Origin of the sequence: Tenacibaculum piscium (assembly GCF_021390755.1) — a bacterium.
Classification (GTDB): domain Bacteria; phylum Bacteroidota; class Bacteroidia; order Flavobacteriales; family Flavobacteriaceae; genus Polaribacter; species Polaribacter piscius.
This window is the reverse complement of record NZ_JAJGWR010000004.1, coordinates 86,203-104,707: the sequence shown is the minus strand read 5'-3', so window position 1 is coordinate 104,707 and position 18,505 is coordinate 86,203. Positions and strand designations below refer to the sequence as shown.

Sequence of the window (18,505 nt, the reverse complement as noted above, 5' to 3'; positions counted from 1 at the left end):
TATAAAACGATCATAAAATGAAAAAGAATCGTGTATTTATGTTTTTTTTAATGCTAATAGGAATCATATCATGTGATTCTAAAGCAGAATATGATACGTATCTAATATTGCCAAATAATCATTGGAATAAAAAAAATGCCATCGAATTTAATTTTGAAATAAAAGATACCATCAACAAAAAAAACCTTTTTATAAATCTTAGAAATAATAACGAATATCAATATCAAAATCTATTTCTAATTACACAATTAAAATTCCCTGACGGACAAATAATTGTAGATACATTAGAGTATGATATGGCTGATATTACCGGTAAATTTTTAGGGAAAGGACTCGCAACTATCAAAGAAAACAAACTCTTTTATAAAGAAAATATACAGTTTCCAAAGACAGGGAAATATACCTTTAAAATAGTACAAGCTATGAGAAAAAATAACCAAATTAAAGGAATTGAAAATCTTAAAGGTATTTCGGAAGTAGGATTTAGAATTGAAAAATTACAATAATGACAGAAAATAAAACAACCAAGAAAACAACCAATTATAGTGCCTATATCAAATGGTTTTGGGGAATATTATTAAGTGGATTACTTTTCGTTTCCTTACTATTCTTATTAGCATCTTGGGGAACTTTTGGAGCGTTACCTTCTTTTGAAGAACTCGAAAATCCTAAAAGTGATTTGGCTACAGAAGTGATTTCTGCCGATGGAAAAACCCTAGGGAAATACTACGTAAAAGCAAATAGAACCCCAATTTTATACAAGGATTTACCCGAAAATTTAATCAAAGCTCTAGTGGCTACAGAAGATGAACGCTTTTATCAACATTCTGGTATCGACTTTAAAGGTACCGCAAGAGCTATCGCTAATTTAGGTAGAAAAGGAGGCGCAAGTACTATCACCCAACAATTAGCTAAAAATCTATTTAATAAAGGAGGATCTAGTAATATTTTTAAACGTCTTTCTCAAAAATTAAAAGAATGGGTTGTGGCTATAAAATTAGAGCGTCAATATACCAAAGAAGAAATTGCCACAATGTACCTAAATACACAAGGGTTTCTTTTTAATGCAACTGGTATTCGTTCGGCAGCACGTATTTATTTTGGTAAAGAACCTAAAGAATTAGATTTACAAGAATCAGCTATTTTAGTAGCGATGTTAAAAAATCCGAGGCAATACAACCCTTATAGAGAACGCTCTAAAAACAAATCCTTACAGCGTAGAAATGTCGTGTTTGCGCAAATGGCAAAAAATGAAGTTATCACACAGCAACAAAAAGATTCGCTACAAAAATTACCCCTAAAAATAAACTTTACACCAGAGAGTCATAGTGATGGATTGGCAACCTATTTTAGAGAAAATTTAAAACAACGCTTGAAAATATGGGCAAAAGAAAACCCAAAACCAAATGGCGAGTTTTATAATATCTATAAAGATGGCTTAAAAATACATGTTACGATTGATTCTAGAATGCAAAAATATGCAGAAGAAGCAACGACAGAACACATGGCAAATTTGCAATCATTTTTCTTTAAAGAACAACAAGAAAATAAAAATGCGCCGTTTTATGAATTAGATAAAGCACAAATTTTGAATATAATGAAAAGAGGAAAACGAAGCTCTACACGTTATAGACGCATGAAATCAGATGGAAAAAGCGAAAAAGAAATTGAAAAATCGTTTAATACCGATACCGATATGCGTGTCTTTTCTTGGAAAGGTGCCATTGATACCGTGATGACACCCTATGATTCTATCCGTTATTATAAGCATTTTTTACGCTCTGGATTAGTTTCTATCGAACCACAAACAGGACATATTAAAGCATGGGTTGGTGGTATCAGTCATAAATATTTTAAATATGATGCCGTAGAACAACAAAAACGTCAAGTTGGTTCTACTTTTAAACCGTTCGTATATGCAACGGCAATTAATCAACTAAAAATGTCGCCTTGTGATAAATTACCAAATATTCTATACACTATTCCGAAGGAAAAATACGGAATGCCTAAAGATTGGACACCTAGTAATGCTAGTAATAGATACGGAGGAGAATTAACTCTAAAACAAGCATTAGCAGGTTCTGTAAACGTGATAACTGCACAATTAATTGATAAAGTATCGCCTATAAATGTAGCACGTTTAGCACAATCTGCAGGAATAAAATCAACTATTGATCCCAATCCAGCAATCGCTTTAGGAGCCGTAGATTTATCATTAATAGAAATGGTTAGCGCTTATTCAACATTTGCCAATAAAGGATTGCGTGTAAGCCCAATGATGATTACCAGAATTGAAGATAAAAACGGTACTGTACTACAAGAATTTGTTCCGCAAACAAAAGAAGTTTTAAGCGAAGAATCTGCTTATGTAGTGCTGGACTTATTAAAAGGTGTTACACAATCGGGGTCAGGAGCACGTTTGCGTTCTGGTTGGACGCGAAGAAAAGATGCCAATACAGGTTTTCCATATAAATTTACAAACCCAATTGCAGGAAAAACTGGAACTACACAAAATCAATCTGATGGTTGGTTTATGGGCGTTGTTCCCAATTTAGCAACAGGAATTTGGACAGGAGGAGAAGATAGAGCAACCCATTTTAAAGGAATCGGTTTAGGGCAAGGAGCAACCATGTCATTACCTACCTGGGGATTATACATGCGAAAATGTTATGCAGATTCAACATTGCATATCAGTAAAAAAGATTTTGAAAAACCAACAGGAGAATTAACAATTACCATTAACTGTAATGAAGTAAAAAAGAATACCGATAACAATCAAGAAAATCAAGAAGGAGATACCGATTTTTAAGAAAATTATTATTAAATAGATAGTAACAAAATAGTTGTTATCAAAATAATATATCGCTAATAAGATTAATAAAACTAAAAACAGCAACTAAGATGATTCATAAAAAAGTAAATAACGTACAAGAAGCACTCATGGACGTAAAAAACGGAATGACTTTTATGGTAGGTGGTTTCGGTTTATGTGGTATCCCAGAAAATGCCATTGCTGAATTAGTAAAATTAAATGTTAGCGAGGTAACTTGCATCTCAAATAATGCTGGTGTTGATGATTTTGGCTTAGGGTTATTACTTCAAAATAAACAAATAAAAAAAATGATAGCATCGTATGTTGGCGAAAATCAAGAATTTGAACGTCAAATGCTCTCAGGAGAACTTGAAGTCGAATTAACTCCTCAAGGAACTTTAGCAGAAAAATGTAGGGCAGCTCAAGCAGGTTTTCCAGCATTTTATACGCCAGCAGGATACGGAACAGAAGTCGCAGAAGGAAAAGAAACTCGTGAATTTGATGGGAAAATGTACGTGTTAGAATCTGCTTTTAAAGCCGATTTTGCCTTTGTAAAAGCATGGAAAGGAGATACTGCTGGAAATTTAATCTTTAAAGGAACAGCACGTAATTTTAACCCGAATATGTGCGGCGCAGCAACAATTACCGTAGCTGAGGTCGAAGAATTAGTACCCGCAGGAACACTTGATCCCAATCAAATACATATTCCAGGTATTTTTGTACAACGTATTTTTCAGGGAGAAAATTATCAAAAAAGAATTGAACAACGAACTGTAACTCCTAAAATACACTAAAAATGGCGTTATCAAAAGAACAAATAGCACAAAGAATTGCAAAAGAATTACAAGATAAATGGTATGTTAATTTAGGAATCGGAATTCCTACCTTAGTTGCAAATTACATTCCTGAAGGAATTGAAGTAGAATTTCAATCTGAAAATGGATTGCTAGGAATGGGACCTTTTCCAATAGAAGGAACCGAAGATGCCGACCTTATAAATGCAGGAAAACAAACCGTAACCGTATTAGATGGTGGCGCTATTTTTGATTCGGCAATGAGCTTTGCAATGATCCGAGGAAAACACGTGCAATTAACCGTTTTAGGTGCCATGGAAGTTGCACAAAATGGTGATATCGCCAACTGGAAAATCCCTGGAAAAATGGTAAAAGGAATGGGCGGTGCTATGGATTTAGTAGCATCGGCAGAAAATATTATTGTAGCGATGATGCACACTAATAAACGTGGCGAATCTAAACTTTTAGAAAAATGCTCTCTGCCCTTAACCGGCGTTGGTTGTGTTACAAAAATAGTGACCAATTTAGCCGTTTTAGAAGTTAAAAATAATGCTTTCTATCTGCTTGAAAGAGCGCCTGGTGTTTCTGTGGATGAAATAAAAAAAGCAACGAAAGGAAATTTAATTATAGAAGGAGAAATTCCTGAAATGAATATGTAAAATACTCATGAAAATACTATCATACAACGTAAACGGCATTAGAGCCGCCTTAAAAAAAGGATTTATCGATTGGTTAGAAACTGAAAATCCTGATGTGATTTGTATTCAAGAAACCAAAGCTCATAAAGAACAACTCGATGTTACAACTTTTGAAAATGCTGGATATCCCTATCATTATTGGTTTTCAGCACAAAAAAAAGGCTATTCATCAGTGGCTGTTTTTTGTAAAGAAAAACCAAATCATATTGAATACGGAACAGGAATCGAAGCCATGGATTTTGAAGGAAGAAATTTGCGGGTAGATTTTGATGAAGTATCCGTGATGAGCTTATATCTTCCGTCAGGAACAAATTCCGAACGCTTGAATTTTAAATTCAATTATATGGATGAATTTCAAGAATATATTGATACTTTAAAACAAGAAATTCCGAATTTAGTGATTTGTGGCGATTATAATATTTGTCATCAAGAAATAGATATTCACAATCCAAAAATGAAAGGCGTTTCAGGATTTTTACCCGAAGAACGAACATGGATGGGCGAATTTATCAACAACGGATTTATTGATAGTTTCCGTTATTTAAATCAAGATAAACAAGAGTATTCTTGGTGGAGTTATCGTGCAAATTCTAGAGCAAATAACAAAGGTTGGCGTTTAGATTATGCTATGGTTGCTGAACCTTTGAAAGATAAAATTTCTAAAGCCTATATTTTACCAGAAGCAAAACATTCTGACCATTGTCCTATCGTTGTTGAATTAGCCATTTAAAAAATCGCTTTATAAAACAGATTGAAATACCTCAAAATATATCAAAAAATAATATCAAAATAGATTAAAACATATTAAAGTAAACTATAGCAATTATGAAAAATTTACTCTTACTTTTTTTTACCGCATTCGTTTTTGCACAACAGCCCGTTGCTGTTGATAGTACTTTTATGACTATCAATACGACTAAAAATATCAAAAACATCAAAAATAGTCAAAACATCAAAAATACCGATATAACGAAAATCACTATTGATTCTAATTTTATAGGAACTGTTGTCGATACGGTTATTGATGCTTCTAAACTTAAAAAATATCAAGAACTATTTACTGATGCCGATTTGAAAATTATTGATAGTTTATTAATAGAAGAAAAATTTAATTCATCGTCTTTTGATAGCATTCAATATGTAATTAATGATAAAGATATTCTTGAGAATACAACCTCAATACTTTCTACCGATTTACTCAAAAAACGTTTGCAAGATTTAAATGTAAAAACACCTTTTCATTTAGCCTATAATCCATCGTTAGAAAAAGTAATTAACAGTTATTTAAAATATCGAACAAAATATTATCCTGCTTTAATGGCAAAGGCTCACTATTATTTTCCGATGTTTGAACAATATTTAGATCAGTTTGATGTTCCGTTAGAAATGAAATATCTAGCCATTGTAGAATCAGCATTGCGCCCTGACGCACGCTCTAGAGTTGGCGCAACAGGACTTTGGCAATTTATGTATGGTACTGGAATTCAGTTTGATTTAAAGGTAAATTCTTATGTTGATGAGCGTCAAAATCCTGTGAAATCGACTATCGCTGCGTGTAAATATTTAAGTCAGTTATATAAAATTTTTGGCGATTGGGATTTAGCCTTAGCAGCCTACAATTCAGGTCCTGGAAATGTTTCTAAAGCGATTAAACGCTCAGGAGGATACCGAAATTATTGGAATATTCGTCCGTATTTACCACGAGAAACAGCAGGATATGTTCCCGCTTTTTATGCAACCATGTATATTTTTGAATATGCAGAAGAACATGCGATTTATCCTGCACCACCTACAATTTTTCATTTTGAAACTGATACCGTTCGTGTAAAAAGAACCGTAACTTTTGATCAAATAGCAGAAAAAACAAAGATTGATACCGAATTATTATCCTTCTTAAATCCGTCATATAAATTAGATATTATTCCGTATGTAGCCGATAAAAATTATGCTCTTAGATTGCCTCGAAAAAATATAATCGACTTTTTAGAACAAGAAAAAGCTATTTATCAATTAGCAAATACTGATGATAGTAAAATAGAAAAACCAATTCCTAAGTTTTTTGAAGCCGAAAAACGTACCCGATATAAAGTACGTAGTGGTGATTATCTAGGGAAAATAGCCCATAAATTTGGCGTAAGAGTTAGTGATATCAAACGTTGGAACGGTATGAGAAATCATCGCCTGAAAATAGGACAACGCTTAAATATTTATCCGAAGAAATTAGTAGCCTCTACAAAAACATCCAAAAGAAAATATCCATTGCCAAAAGGAGCACATCAGGTTTATATCGTGCAAAATGGTGACTCTTTATGGACAATCTCCAAAAAATATCCATCAGTTTCTATAGAACAAATTAAAAAATGGAACAATATTTGGAGTGTAAAAAGATTAAAGCCAGGAATGGAACTTAAAATTTTTAAAGGATAAAATTTAAAGATAAAATCTAACCCCAAAAAAAAACCTATGAAACAAATAATATGCTTGCTTGTTTTAACAATTTTTGCAACATCTTGTAAAACAAACAACGCAAAAAATAGCTACACGTTACCAACATCTAATGGAAATACCAACAAAATAATTGTAGTTGTAAAAGGAGCAGATTGGGAAGGGAAAATCGGAAATAAAATACGAACTGTATTTGGAGAATCGCAAGTGGGATTGCCACAGCCAGAAACATTATTATCAGTAAGTCAAATAGATCCTAGTGGATTTAGTAGCTTTATGAGACACGCAAAAGCCGTGCTTCTTATCAAAGAAGGCGCTAAAGAAAGTATTGCTATTGAAAAAGATAGGTATGCAAAACCACAAATTATCGTGCATGCGACCGCTAAAAATAAAGCAGAAATTTTAACATTACTTGAAAAAAGAGGCAAAGAAATTATACAAATCTTTAAAGATGAAGATATTAAATTTACTCAAAATATCTTTAAAAAAGAACGTATTGATGAAACTCAATTTAAAACCATTAAAAATATCGGTGTAACTATTGATATTCCTGAAAGATTTAGATTGGTTGAAGATACAGGTGATTTTATTTGGTTTCGTCAGCATTTACGAAGCGGTATTGCCCGTGGCGATGGAACAAATAATATTCTACTATACACCGTTCCTTTAAAAGATGAAAATACTATTGCCGATAATATTACCGCAGTTCGGGATACCATTGGTAAAAAACACATACCAGGAAGCAAAGAAGGAATGTATATGATTACCGAACAAGCTTACACACCTTTTACTTTTGATGCTCAAATTGATGGTAAAAAAGCCTACGAAACACGCGGGAAATGGGAAGTGAAAAATGATTTTATGGCAGGGCCATTTATTAATTATACAATCATTGATAAAAAAAATAATCGCTTGGTGATTTTTGAAGGATTTACCTACGCACCTTCGGTAAATAAACGTGATTTTTTATTCGAATTAGAAGCAATTGCAAAATCAATGCACATAAAATAAGCCCATTTTATTTTAAAAAGAATATAAAAAAGCATCAATTATATTGATGCTTTTTTATATTTTTATTGCTATTTTTACACCTTTACCTACAATAAATACCCAAATATACTTGTTGTACAGTAAAAGCGTAACTATATGAATAAATTATCAAAATTCTTAGTTTTTAACTTGATTTTAACTACAATATATTCTTGTAGTGTGAAAAAAGATACTTTTTTAAATCGAAACTTCCACGCACTTACTACAAAATATAACGTGCTGTTTAATGGTGAACAAGCCTACTTAAAAGGACTTCAAGAAATTCAAGATAAACATCAAGATAATTTCTGGAAACAATTACAAATTGAACCCATCACTTTTGATGAAACCGAAATCGTACTCCCAACACTACAACCAGGTGCAGGATTTGATGAAAATCAAACAATAGAAGATGATGAAAATCAAAAACCATTAACCAATTTCGAAAAAGCAGAAGAAAAAGCCGTAAAAGCAATTCAAAAACATTCCATGAATATCAATGGATATGAAAAAAATCGCCAAATTGATGACGCTTATCTACTATTAGGAAAAGCAAGATACTACACACAACGCTTTATTCCTGCGATAGAAGCCTTTAATTATAGTATCATAAATTATCCAAATGCAAGCCTTATCAACCAAACGAAAATTTGGCGCGCTAAAACAAATATTCGACTCGATAATGAAAAATTAGCCATAGAATCACTCAAATTTCTATTGGAAGTTGAAAAAAATGAAAAACAATTACCAGCTGTCATCAAAGAACAAGCACATACCGCAATGGCAATGGCGTATCAAAAAACAGATAGCATTCAAAAAGTAATTGAACACTTAACAAAAACAACTGAAATATTTAAAAATAAAGAACAAGCATCTCGAAATATGTTCGTTTTAGGGCAAATTTATAGCCAATTAAACTATAAAGATTCCGCACGTATCGTATTTGAAAAATTATCAGAAATAAAAAAAGCACCCTACAAATACCGAATTCGAGCAACCATCGAAATGGCAAAAAATACTCCAAATGATAGCACATCTGTTATTGTATTAGCCAAATTGAAAAAATTAATCCGAAATTCCGATAATCGAAAATTTTTAAACGCCTTATATTATCAAGCAGGAGTCCTCGAAATTGGTCGAAATAATCGCCAAAATGCCATCGACTATTTTAAAAAATCATTAAACGCAAAACATAATAACGAATATCAAAAAACATACGCATACGAACGTTTAGGAAATATCGCTTTCGATACCCAAAAATACGTGCTAGCAGGTAATTATTATGACAGCGTTTTAAATGTTACGCCAAAAGAATTTGAACTCGAAAAACGAATCCGAAGAATCCGAAGAAAAAATAAAGGACTCACAACCTTACGAAAATACGAAGAAATCGTTAAAAATAATGATAGTATTCTAAGCCTAGTTGCGATGACAAATCAAGAAAAAAATGCTTTTTTTCAACAGCATATCGCAAAAATAAAACAACAAGACGAAGCTCAAAAACAACAAGCGTTAAATGCTCAAAATTTTGGCAATTCCTTTGGAAGTTTTACCAATGATTTCGCAAATAAAACCAACAATGCTAACAATAAAGGAAAATGGTATTTCTATAATACGCAAGCTTTAGCGTTTGGAAAAATAGCCTTTCAAAAAAATTGGGGAACACGTCTGTTAGAAGATAATTGGCGAATCTCAGCAACAACAACTAATAATAATAATCTCGTTACTATTGTTGATGAAAAATCAACAACAAAAATAACCGATAAACGCTACGAAATAGCAACCTATTTAAACGAAATCCCTACTGATGAAAAAGAGATTACAACATTAATCGAAAAACGTAATGATGCCTTATATCAATTAGGATTACTCTATAAAGAACAATTTATAAATAGCAATCTTGCCATTAAAAACCTAACACGTTTGCAAAAAGAACAAGATAAACAACATGATAATTCCCTAGAATTACCTATAAAGTATCACTTATATCAAATTTATACAGGAATTAATAATCTTGAAAAAGCAAATCAATATAAAAATAGTATTCTAACAAAATATCCACAAACAAGGTTCGCTAAAATAATTCGAAACCCAACTCAAAAATTATCAGAAAAAGAGACAGAAAATAGTCAAGAAGCTATCGCAAATAAAAAATACAAAGAAATTTATTACTTATATAAAGAAAATAAATTCGAACAAGTCGTAAAAGAAATCGATAGGCTATCTTTAAGTAGTATAGAATCAAAATTAACCCCTAAATTTGTATTGTTAAAAGCAATCGCTATCGGTAAATATAAAGACAAAAAAACCTATATAAAAGCGTTAGAATTTGTAGCAATGGGCTATCAAAATACAAAAGAAGGCGAAAAAGCAACAGAAATATTAGCACAATTAAAAAAAATAAATCCCTAAAATATGTTCGGTAAAGAAAGTAAAAAAATAAGTGAAAATAAAGTTTCTGAAAGAAATGTAATCGGAAAAAATACCCAAATAAAAGGAGATATTATTTCAGAAGGAGATTTTAGAATTGATGGAAATTTAGACGGAACTATCAATACAAAAGGTAGAGTGATTGTCGGACAAACTGGTTTTATTAAAGGAAAAGTAACCTGTACCAATGCCGATATTGAAGGGAAGTTTTCAGGAGAATTAATTGTAGCAAATACCTTAACCGTAAAAGGAACCGCCAATATTAATGGAGATGTTATTATTGGTAAATTATCCGTAGAACCAGGAGCTTCTTTCAACGCAACCTGCGCCATGAAAGGGAGCGTAAAAGAATTAAATAATAATGAACAAAAACATAAAGAAAAAACCGCGTAGTAAATATCTTCAGTTTACCAGTATCGCTTTTCAAATGGGAATCACCATTTATTTAGGGAATTTACTCGGTCAATGGCTAGATGCAAACTATATCAATGAAAACGAATTGTATACTAAAATATGTACGTTAGTAGCTGTTTTTGTAGCAATGTTTTCGGTAATATCGCAAGTTTCTAAAATATCTAAATAAATATCTTTAAAATATTTAAGGGATTTTTTTAAGTAAAAATATATAAATTTATAATGAGTAAACGTATTTTGTATTTTATTACTGCAGTACTATTGTTATTTGCAGTAAGCTATTTTTTGCATACATATATCTTAAAAATGCAAGAAGTAGTATTGCCCTATTCACTACTTTCGATGTATTTATTTCATGTCATCGCAACAAGTTTGGTATATATAATCCTCGAATTTATCGCCGATACGCTGCCAAATGAAGCTGGGTATGTCTATTTAGCATCGATGCTTTTAAAGATAGGTTTCTTTGTTTTAATTTTTAAAAATGACGTATTTACAGAAGTAAAACTCATCCAGCCCGCACGAATATCGCTAGTGGTACCCTTATTTTTGTTTTTGACAACCGAAGCAATGGGCGTTTTTAAGTTGTTAAACAATAAGTAGTTTGCTTTTTTTTAGCCACTTTTAATAGCTAGTTTACAATCAAAAAAAAACTAAGATAAAAACGGTTTGTAGTTTTAATTAAATATGTACCTTTGCACGGAAATTTACAGACCTTAAACCTTTATTCAAATTTAAGATATGATGATAGCAACAAAATCTATCAAGTTTTTAACAATACTTGCACTAGTTTTTATATCATTTTCAGTGTTCGCTGAAGGTGGAAATACTACTTTACAAGAAAGTGAACCTGTTGTATTACAAGATGATGAACATGCTGTTTTAGAAGATGGTGGACGTGTAAACACAAAGGAAGAAATTGAAGCATACAAAAAGCATCACTTAGCAGATTCACACGATTTTTCATTATTTTCTTATACAAATGATCAAAATGAAAGAAAACACGTGGGATTTGCATTACCAGTTATTGTTTGGACAAGTAAAGGATTGAAAACTTTTATGTCTTCAGCATTTCATCATAATGATGATGGTCATGTAGTCGTAACTGCAGACGATGTGCAATTAACTAAAATTCACAGTAAAATTTACGAATTAAATGAAGGAGAAACTGCCGTTTCTTTTGATGAAGCACATCATGCTACTAATGCACATAAAGTAATAGATTTTTCTATCACAAAAAGTGTATTTGGAATGTTTTTAGTAGGTTTATTAATGATTTTTGGATTCAGATCATTAGCCAAAGGATATAAAAAAGGAGCTATACCAACAGGGTTTGCAAGAGTTTTAGAGCCTTTAGTATTGTATGTTCGTGATGAAATAGCAAGACCGAATATCGGTGAAAAGCATTACCGTAAATTTATGGGATTCTTATTAACTGTTTTCTTTTTTATCTGGATTTCAAACCTATTAGGATTAACTCCTTTAGGATTTAATATTACAGGACAATTAGCTGTAACAGTTTGTTTGGCTCTTTTCACCTTTTTTATAGTACAATTTTCAGCGAATAAAGACTATTGGAAACATATTTTTTGGATGCCAGGAGTACCTGTCGTTATGAAATTTGTTTTAGCACCTATTGAATTTTTAGGGATTTTAACGAAGCCTTTTTCGTTATTTGTACGTTTATTTGCTAATATTACAGCAGGTCATTCAGTAGTAATGGGTATTGCCGCTTTAATGATTGTATTAAAAGCGAAGTTTGGAACAGCAGGTGCTACAAGTGTATCTATATTTTTAACGTTATTTTTAACGTTAATTGAAGTATTGGTCGCTTTCTTACAAGCCTACATATTTACAATGTTATCTTCATTGTTTATCGGTATGGCAGTAGAAGAACATGAACACCATTAGTAAAATGAAATTTTTTGTTTAATTTAATATAAATCAATTAGTATGGAACTGACTTTAATAGGAGCAGGATTAATCGTAATCGGAGCAGGATTAGGTTTAGGGAAAATCGGAAGTAGCGCAATGGAAGCTATCGCACGTCAACCTGAAGCAGCTGGAAAAATCCAAACAGCAATGATTATTATTGGAGCATTATTAGAAGGTTTAGCATTTGGTGCTTTACTTTTAGGATAATCTTCCCGAAATTAAAAAGAAACACTTTCTGCAACGATTGGTTGCAGAAGTGTTTTATTAAACAATAAAAAAAAACACAAAATTAAGTAGTATGGGAATTTTTAATGATTTTTCAATAGGGTTGTTTGCAATGCAAGCTTTTATCTTATTAATCTTGATTTTTTTAATGATGAAATTTGCTTGGAAACCTATCTTAACTGCCTTAAATGACAGAGAAGAAGGAATTCAAAATGCATTAGATCAAGCTGAAAATGCTCGTAAAGAAATGCAAAATTTACAAGCTGATAATGATAAATTATTAAAAGAAGCACGTGCAGAAAGAGATGCAATGATGCAAGAAGCTCGTGATATTAAAGAAAATATTGTCGCAGAAGCAAAAGAAGAAGCACAAGCACAAACTGTTAGCATGATCGAAAATGCAAAAGCAACTATAAAACAAGAGCAACAAGCTGCAATTGCTACATTAAAGAAAAATGTAGGAGATTTATCTATCGAAATCGCTCAGAAATTAGTGCAAAAAGAATTAACTTCACCAGCAGATCAATTCAAATTAGTTGAAGGAATGTTAAAAGAGGTTACTTTAAATTAAGCAATCGATGAAAGGAGCAAGACCCGCATTGCGTTACGCAAAAGCAATATTAAATTTAGCAAAACAAACCAATAAAGATTCGCTAGTAAACGATAATATGAAGCTGATTGCTGATACTATTGAAGAAAGTGAAGATTTAAAAAGAATGCTTAATAGTCCAATCGTTAAAACTGAAGATAAAAAGAAGGTTTTAATAGCCCTTTTTGGTGATAAAGTAGACAAGGTTATAAAAGGTTTATTTAACGTATTAGAGCAAAATAAACGTATGACAATGTTAGCGTCAATTGCAACACAATATTCGCTAATTTATAATCAGTATAAAGGAATACAACTCGCTAAAGTTACTACTGCAGTAGCTTTAACAAAAGAATTAGAAGATAAAATACAAGCGAAAATTGTTTCTTTAACAGGAAATAGCGCAAGTATAGAAAATATAGTAAATCCATCTATTATAGGAGGGTTTATTTTACGTGTTGGAGATGTGCAGTATGATGCAAGTATTTCTAATCAGTTCAACAAGTTAAGAAGAGAATTTGACACTAGTCATAACACTTCACAAATTTAATTATACATCCAAAGAAATAAGATGGCAGGAATTAAACCAGCTGAAGTTTCAGCAATTTTAAAAGAACAATTATCAAACTTCGAATCTAAAGCTTCATTAAATGAAGTAGGTACCGTATTACAAGTAGGTGATGGTATTGCTCGTGTTTACGGTTTGTCTAATGTACAATATGGTGAATTAGTAGAATTCGGTGACGGATTAGAAGGTATCGTATTAAACTTAGAAGAAGATAATGTAGGAGTTGTATTATTAGGTACATCGACCTCAGTTAGAGAAGGATCTACAGTTAAACGTACAGAAAGAATTGCTTCTTTAAGAGCTGGAGAAGGAATCGTAGGACGTGTTGTAAATACATTAGGGCAGCCAATTGATGGTAAAGGACCTATTGAAGGAACAACTTACCAAATGCCTTTAGAGCGTAGAGCTCCTGGGGTTATTTATCGTGAGCCTGTAACTGAACCAATGCAAACTGGTATCAAATCTATTGATGCGATGATTCCTGTAGGACGTGGTCAACGTGAGTTAATCATTGGAGACCGTCAAACTGGTAAATCTACCGTAGCTATTGATACTATTTTAAATCAAAAAGAATTTTATGATGCTGGGAAACCAGTGTATTGTATCTATGTTGCTATTGGTCAAAAAGCATCTACTGTAGCGGCAATCGCTAATATGTTAGAAGATAAAGGTGCCATGGCTTATACTACAATTGTAGCGGCAAATGCATCAGATCCTGCAGCAATGCAAGTATATGCACCTTTCGCAGGAGCAGCAATTGGAGAATTTTTTAGAGATACAGGAAGACCTGCTTTAATTGTTTATGATGATTTATCAAAACAAGCAGTTGCGTACCGTGAAATTTCTTTATTATTAAGAAGACCACCGGGACGTGAGGCATATCCTGGAGATGTATTTTACTTACACTCAAGATTATTAGAACGTGCTGCAAAAGTTATCAATGACGATAAAATTGCTAGTGAAATGAACGATTTACCTGATTCTTTAAAAGCAATCGTAAAAGGTGGAGGTTCTTTAACGGCATTGCCAATTATTGAAACACAAGCAGGAGATGTATCAGCATACATTCCAACAAACGTAATTTCGATTACTGATGGGCAAATTTTCTTAGATGGAGATTTATTTAACTCTGGTGTTCGTCCAGCAATTAATGTAGGTATTTCGGTATCTCGTGTTGGTGGTAACGCTCAGATTAAATCTATGAAAAAAGTATCTGGTACGTTAAAATTAGATCAAGCACAATATCGTGAATTAGAAGCATTCGCTAAGTTTGGTTCTGATTTAGATGCGGCTACTATGAACGTGATTTCTAAAGGTCAACGTAATGTTGAAATCTTAAAGCAAGCACAAAACGATCCTTATACTGTTGAAGATCAAATTGCTATTATTTATGCAGGTTCTAAAAACTTGTTGAAAGATGTACCTGTAAATAAGGTAAAAGAATTTGAAAGTGATTATCTTCAGTATTTAAATGCAAAGCACAGAGCAACTTTAAATACTTTAAAAGCAGGGAAATTAACTGATGAAGTAACCGATGTTTTAACTTCAGCAGCAGCAGAAATTTCTGCTAAATTTAAGGCTTAATAAATAATTTTGATATTCAATATTCCAACTATTTTTAGATATTCTAAAATGTTCGGAATATTGAATATTAAATGCTAACTACTATTTGTATGGCAAATTTAAAAGAAATACGTAACAGAATTACTTCGATAAAATCAACAATGCAGATTACCTCTGCCATGAAAATGGTATCGGCAGCAAAGTTGAAAAAAGCTCAAGATGCAATTACGGCAATGCGCCCGTATTCTTCTAAGCTTACTGAATTATTACAAAGCTTAAGCGCTACTTTAGATAGTGATGCTGGAGGTGTATATTCAACTCAAAAAGAAGTAAAAAATGTATTATTAGTGGTAATTACTTCCAATAGAGGTTTATGTGGTGGTTTTAACTCTTCTATTGTTAAAAGAACAATAAAAGCTATTGATGAAAAATACAGTAATGTTGCTGTTGATTTGTTAACAATAGGTAAAAAAGGAGACGATATTTTATCAAAAGAACATACTATTATTGAAAATAGAAATGATATTTTTGATGATTTAACCTATGATAACGTTGCCCAAGTTGCACAAAAAATAATGGATTTATATGTAGCAGGTTCTTATCAAAAAATAGAACTTGTTTATAATCAATTTAAAAATGCTGCAACGCAAATTCCACAATTAGAGCAGTTTTTACCAATTGAGCCAATAGAATCAGTAGAAGGTGAAGATAAAAAGGTAGCTTTAGAATATCTTTATGAACCTTCTAAAGAGCAAATTGTTTTAGAATTGATTCCTAAATCTTTAAAAACACAATTATACAAAGCAATTCGTGATTCATTTGCATCAGAACACGGAGCTCGTATGACTGCAATGCACAAGGCAACTGATAACGCTACTGAATTACGTGATGAATTATTATTAACGTATAACAAAGCACGTCAAGCAGCAATTACCAATGAAATCTTAGAAATTGTTGGTGGTGCGGAAGCATTAAAGAACTAAGAAACTATAATTTATATAAAAAAAGCGAATCTAAATGGGTTCGCTTTTTTAGTTTTTATAAACTATCGTCATGCTGAATTTATTTCAGCATCGCACCAATAAGAGAACTGTGGAAAATCAGGATGTGAATCTGAAATAAATTCAGATTGACGGATTCGCTTTTTTTTAAAATGAAGTTTAAACAGGTTCTAATAATTCTTCAATTTTTTCTTGGATACTTTTTGAATCAATTTTTAATAAAAATTGCAATTCTTCCACCGTTCCGTGGTCAATAAAGTTATCAGGAATCCCTAAAATATCAATACTTCCTTTGTAGTTTTTTTCAGATGCATATTCTAAAATAGCAGAGCCAAAACCACCTTTTACTGTACCATCTTCTAGCGTGATTATTTTATCAAAATTAGTAAAAATAGTTTCTAATAATTTTTTATCCAAAGGTTTTACAAAACGCATATCATAATGCGCTACACTATTGCTATTTTCTAGTTGATTTATAGCGTCAGAAATAGTATTTGCTATTATTCCTACGGATAATATGGCTATTTTATTTTTTAATTTTTCAAATGATTTTTCAAGGTGATTATTTAATTTTTGAAGGCAAACACCTTTTCCTATTTGAATTTTCTCAAAAGGAAGTTGCCAATTTTCTAAGTTCCCAAAACCTCTCGGATACCGAATTGCAATCGGATTTTTTAAGCCTAATTGTGCCGTAAACATGATATTTCGAAGTTCGATTTCGTTACGAGGTGCAAAAATTATCATATTTGGAATTAAGCGTAAATACGCTAAATCGAAAACTCCGTGATGCGTTGCACCATCTTGCCCAACCAAACCAGCTCTGTCGATACAAAAAATAACAGGTAAATTTTGCAAGGCAACATCATGAATTATTTGATCGTAAGAACGCTGTAAAAAAGTAGAATAAATGGCACAAAATGGAATAATTCCTTGAGTTGCCATTCCTGCAGCCAAAGTAACGGCATGCTGTTCGGCAATACCGACATCAAAAGTACGTTCAGGAAATTCGGCTAACATTTCATTTAAAGAACTTCCTGAAAGCATTGCAGGTGTAATGGCTACAATTTTTTTATTTTGATGCGCCAATTCAATTAATGTCTTCCCAAAAACATCTTGAAACTTGGTGAATTTACTTTGTTTTTTTGGCAATACATCGCCTGAAATTTTATCAAATTTACCAGGAGCATGGTATTTTACCTGGTCTTGTTCAGCCTGAAGTAATCCTTTTCCTTTGGTGGTAATTATGTGTAAAAACTTAGGTCCTTTAACTTCTTTTAAACGGTTTAATTCTGATAAAAGTTCTTCAAAATTATGACCATCAATAGGACCTGAATATTCAAAATTTAAGGCTTCAAAAATATTGTGTTGCTCAATACTTAATCTACTGTCTTTTATCCGAGTTAAATATCCTTTTAAAGCACCAACCGAAGGATCAATTCCAATGGCATTATCATTTAAAATAACTAATAAATTAGCATCCGTATCGCCTGCATGATTTAACGCTTCAAAAGCCATTCCGCTTGCAATAGAAGCATCGCCAATAATAGCAATATGATGTTTTTCACTTCCTTGTATTTTAGAAGCAATTGCCATTCCTAAAGCCGCAGAAATAGAAGTAGAAGAGTGCCCAACGCCAAAAGTATCGTAATTACTTTCGCTACGTTTTGGAAAACCAGAAATACCGCCTAATTGTCGGTTAGTATGAAAAACATCTTTTCTGCCTGTTAAAATTTTATGTCCGTAGGCCTGATGTCCAACATCCCAAACTAATTGGTCGGTTGGTGTATCAAATAAATAATGCAAGGCAATTGTGAGTTCAACAACGCCTAAACTTGCGCCTAAATGACCTTCTTTTGTAGCGACAATATCAATAATAAATTCGCGTAATTCTGTGGCTAATAATGGCAGTTTATCAGCAGATAATTTCCTTATATCCGAAGGAAAATTAATATTTTTTAACAGCTTTTTTGGCATAGCGCAAATGTACTATAAAAACTTTGTTGTA

18 protein-coding genes are annotated in these 18,505 nt (G+C 32.1%); 17 read left to right on the top strand and 1 reads right to left on the bottom strand.

Translation table 11 applies throughout. From position 1 onward, the window contains the following. Nucleotides 1-17: 17 nt before the first annotated feature. From L0U72_RS08335 to atpG, 17 genes are all read left to right on the top strand, one after another. Nucleotides 18-506 (top strand): gliding motility lipoprotein GldH, encoded by a 489-nt coding sequence (locus L0U72_RS08335; protein WP_233898869.1) that lies wholly within the window; start codon nucleotides 18-20, stop codon nucleotides 504-506. Continuing rightward, nucleotides 506-2,809, top strand: coding sequence for a transglycosylase domain-containing protein (locus L0U72_RS08330; protein ID WP_233898868.1), 2,304 nt, complete (start codon nucleotides 506-508; stop codon nucleotides 2,807-2,809). Before L0U72_RS08335 ends, L0U72_RS08330 begins: the two co-directional genes overlap by 1 nt. 92 nt (nucleotides 2,810-2,901) lie before the next feature. Next, the gene (locus L0U72_RS08325; RefSeq protein WP_101918578.1) at nucleotides 2,902-3,606 is read left to right on the top strand and encodes a CoA transferase subunit A; all 705 of its coding nucleotides are present in this window, start codon (nucleotides 2,902-2,904) and stop codon (nucleotides 3,604-3,606) included. A 2-nt stretch (nucleotides 3,607-3,608) separates the two neighbouring features. Further along, a complete protein-coding gene (locus tag L0U72_RS08320; RefSeq protein WP_101918579.1) occupies nucleotides 3,609-4,265 on the top strand; it encodes a 3-oxoacid CoA-transferase subunit B in 657 nt (218 codons plus the stop codon). A 7-nt stretch (nucleotides 4,266-4,272) separates the two neighbouring features. After that, a complete protein-coding gene (locus L0U72_RS08315; protein ID WP_101918580.1) occupies nucleotides 4,273-5,034 on the top strand; it encodes an exodeoxyribonuclease III in 762 nt (253 codons plus the stop codon). Nucleotides 5,035-5,129: 95 nt separating this feature from the next. Beyond that, on the top strand, nucleotides 5,130-6,731 hold the full coding sequence (locus L0U72_RS08310) for a lytic transglycosylase domain-containing protein (protein WP_233898867.1): 1,602 nt from the start codon (nucleotides 5,130-5,132) through the stop codon (nucleotides 6,729-6,731). A gap of 36 nt (nucleotides 6,732-6,767) precedes the next feature. After that, nucleotides 6,768-7,760 (top strand): DUF4837 family protein, encoded by a 993-nt coding sequence (locus tag L0U72_RS08305; protein WP_101918582.1) that lies wholly within the window; start codon nucleotides 6,768-6,770, stop codon nucleotides 7,758-7,760. Between the two features lie 135 nt (nucleotides 7,761-7,895). Further along, nucleotides 7,896-10,190 carry a type IX secretion system periplasmic lipoprotein PorW/SprE gene (porW, locus tag L0U72_RS08300; protein WP_233898866.1) on the top strand — a complete coding sequence of 765 codons (2,295 nt, stop codon included), beginning with the start codon at nucleotides 7,896-7,898 and terminating at the stop codon, nucleotides 10,188-10,190. A gap of 3 nt (nucleotides 10,191-10,193) precedes the next feature. Then, nucleotides 10,194-10,601: a bactofilin family protein gene (locus L0U72_RS08295; protein WP_101918584.1), complete on the top strand. Its 408-nt coding sequence runs from the start codon at nucleotides 10,194-10,196 to the stop codon at nucleotides 10,599-10,601. Further along, nucleotides 10,570-10,791 (top strand): AtpZ/AtpI family protein, encoded by a 222-nt coding sequence (locus tag L0U72_RS08290; protein ID WP_101918585.1) that lies wholly within the window; start codon nucleotides 10,570-10,572, stop codon nucleotides 10,789-10,791. The genes L0U72_RS08295 and L0U72_RS08290 overlap by 32 nt, the downstream gene beginning before the upstream one ends. A gap of 53 nt (nucleotides 10,792-10,844) precedes the next feature. Beyond that, entirely contained in the window at nucleotides 10,845-11,225 is a 381-nt protein-coding gene (locus tag L0U72_RS08285) for a DUF6168 family protein (RefSeq protein ID WP_233861561.1), read from the top strand. 138 nt (nucleotides 11,226-11,363) lie between these two features. Continuing rightward, on the top strand, nucleotides 11,364-12,533 hold the full coding sequence (atpB, locus tag L0U72_RS08280; RefSeq protein ID WP_101918587.1) for a F0F1 ATP synthase subunit A: 1,170 nt from the start codon (nucleotides 11,364-11,366) through the stop codon (nucleotides 12,531-12,533). A gap of 42 nt (nucleotides 12,534-12,575) precedes the next feature. Further along, nucleotides 12,576-12,764, top strand: coding sequence for an ATP synthase F0 subunit C (atpE, locus tag L0U72_RS08275; protein WP_101918588.1), 189 nt, complete (start codon nucleotides 12,576-12,578; stop codon nucleotides 12,762-12,764). A 91-nt stretch (nucleotides 12,765-12,855) separates the two neighbouring features. After that, complete coding sequence (locus tag L0U72_RS08270; RefSeq protein WP_233898865.1) at nucleotides 12,856-13,353, top strand: F0F1 ATP synthase subunit B; 498 nt, start codon at nucleotides 12,856-12,858, stop codon at nucleotides 13,351-13,353. Nucleotides 13,354-13,360: 7 nt separating this feature from the next. Next, entirely contained in the window at nucleotides 13,361-13,918 is a 558-nt protein-coding gene (atpH, locus tag L0U72_RS08265) for an ATP synthase F1 subunit delta (RefSeq protein ID WP_233861556.1), read from the top strand. 21 nt (nucleotides 13,919-13,939) lie between these two features. Next, nucleotides 13,940-15,520, top strand: coding sequence for a F0F1 ATP synthase subunit alpha (gene atpA / locus L0U72_RS08260; protein WP_101918591.1), 1,581 nt, complete (start codon nucleotides 13,940-13,942; stop codon nucleotides 15,518-15,520). 89 nt (nucleotides 15,521-15,609) lie between these two features. Further along, nucleotides 15,610-16,482, top strand: a complete 873-nt coding sequence (atpG, locus tag L0U72_RS08255; RefSeq protein ID WP_233898864.1) for an ATP synthase F1 subunit gamma — start codon at nucleotides 15,610-15,612, stop codon at nucleotides 16,480-16,482. Between the two features lie 177 nt (nucleotides 16,483-16,659). Here the strand turns inward: atpG and L0U72_RS08250 are convergent, their stop codons facing one another. Then, complete coding sequence (locus L0U72_RS08250; RefSeq protein WP_233898863.1) at nucleotides 16,660-18,474, bottom strand: 1-deoxy-D-xylulose-5-phosphate synthase; 1,815 nt, start codon at nucleotides 18,472-18,474, stop codon at nucleotides 16,660-16,662. Between the last annotated feature and the right edge of the window lie 31 nt (nucleotides 18,475-18,505).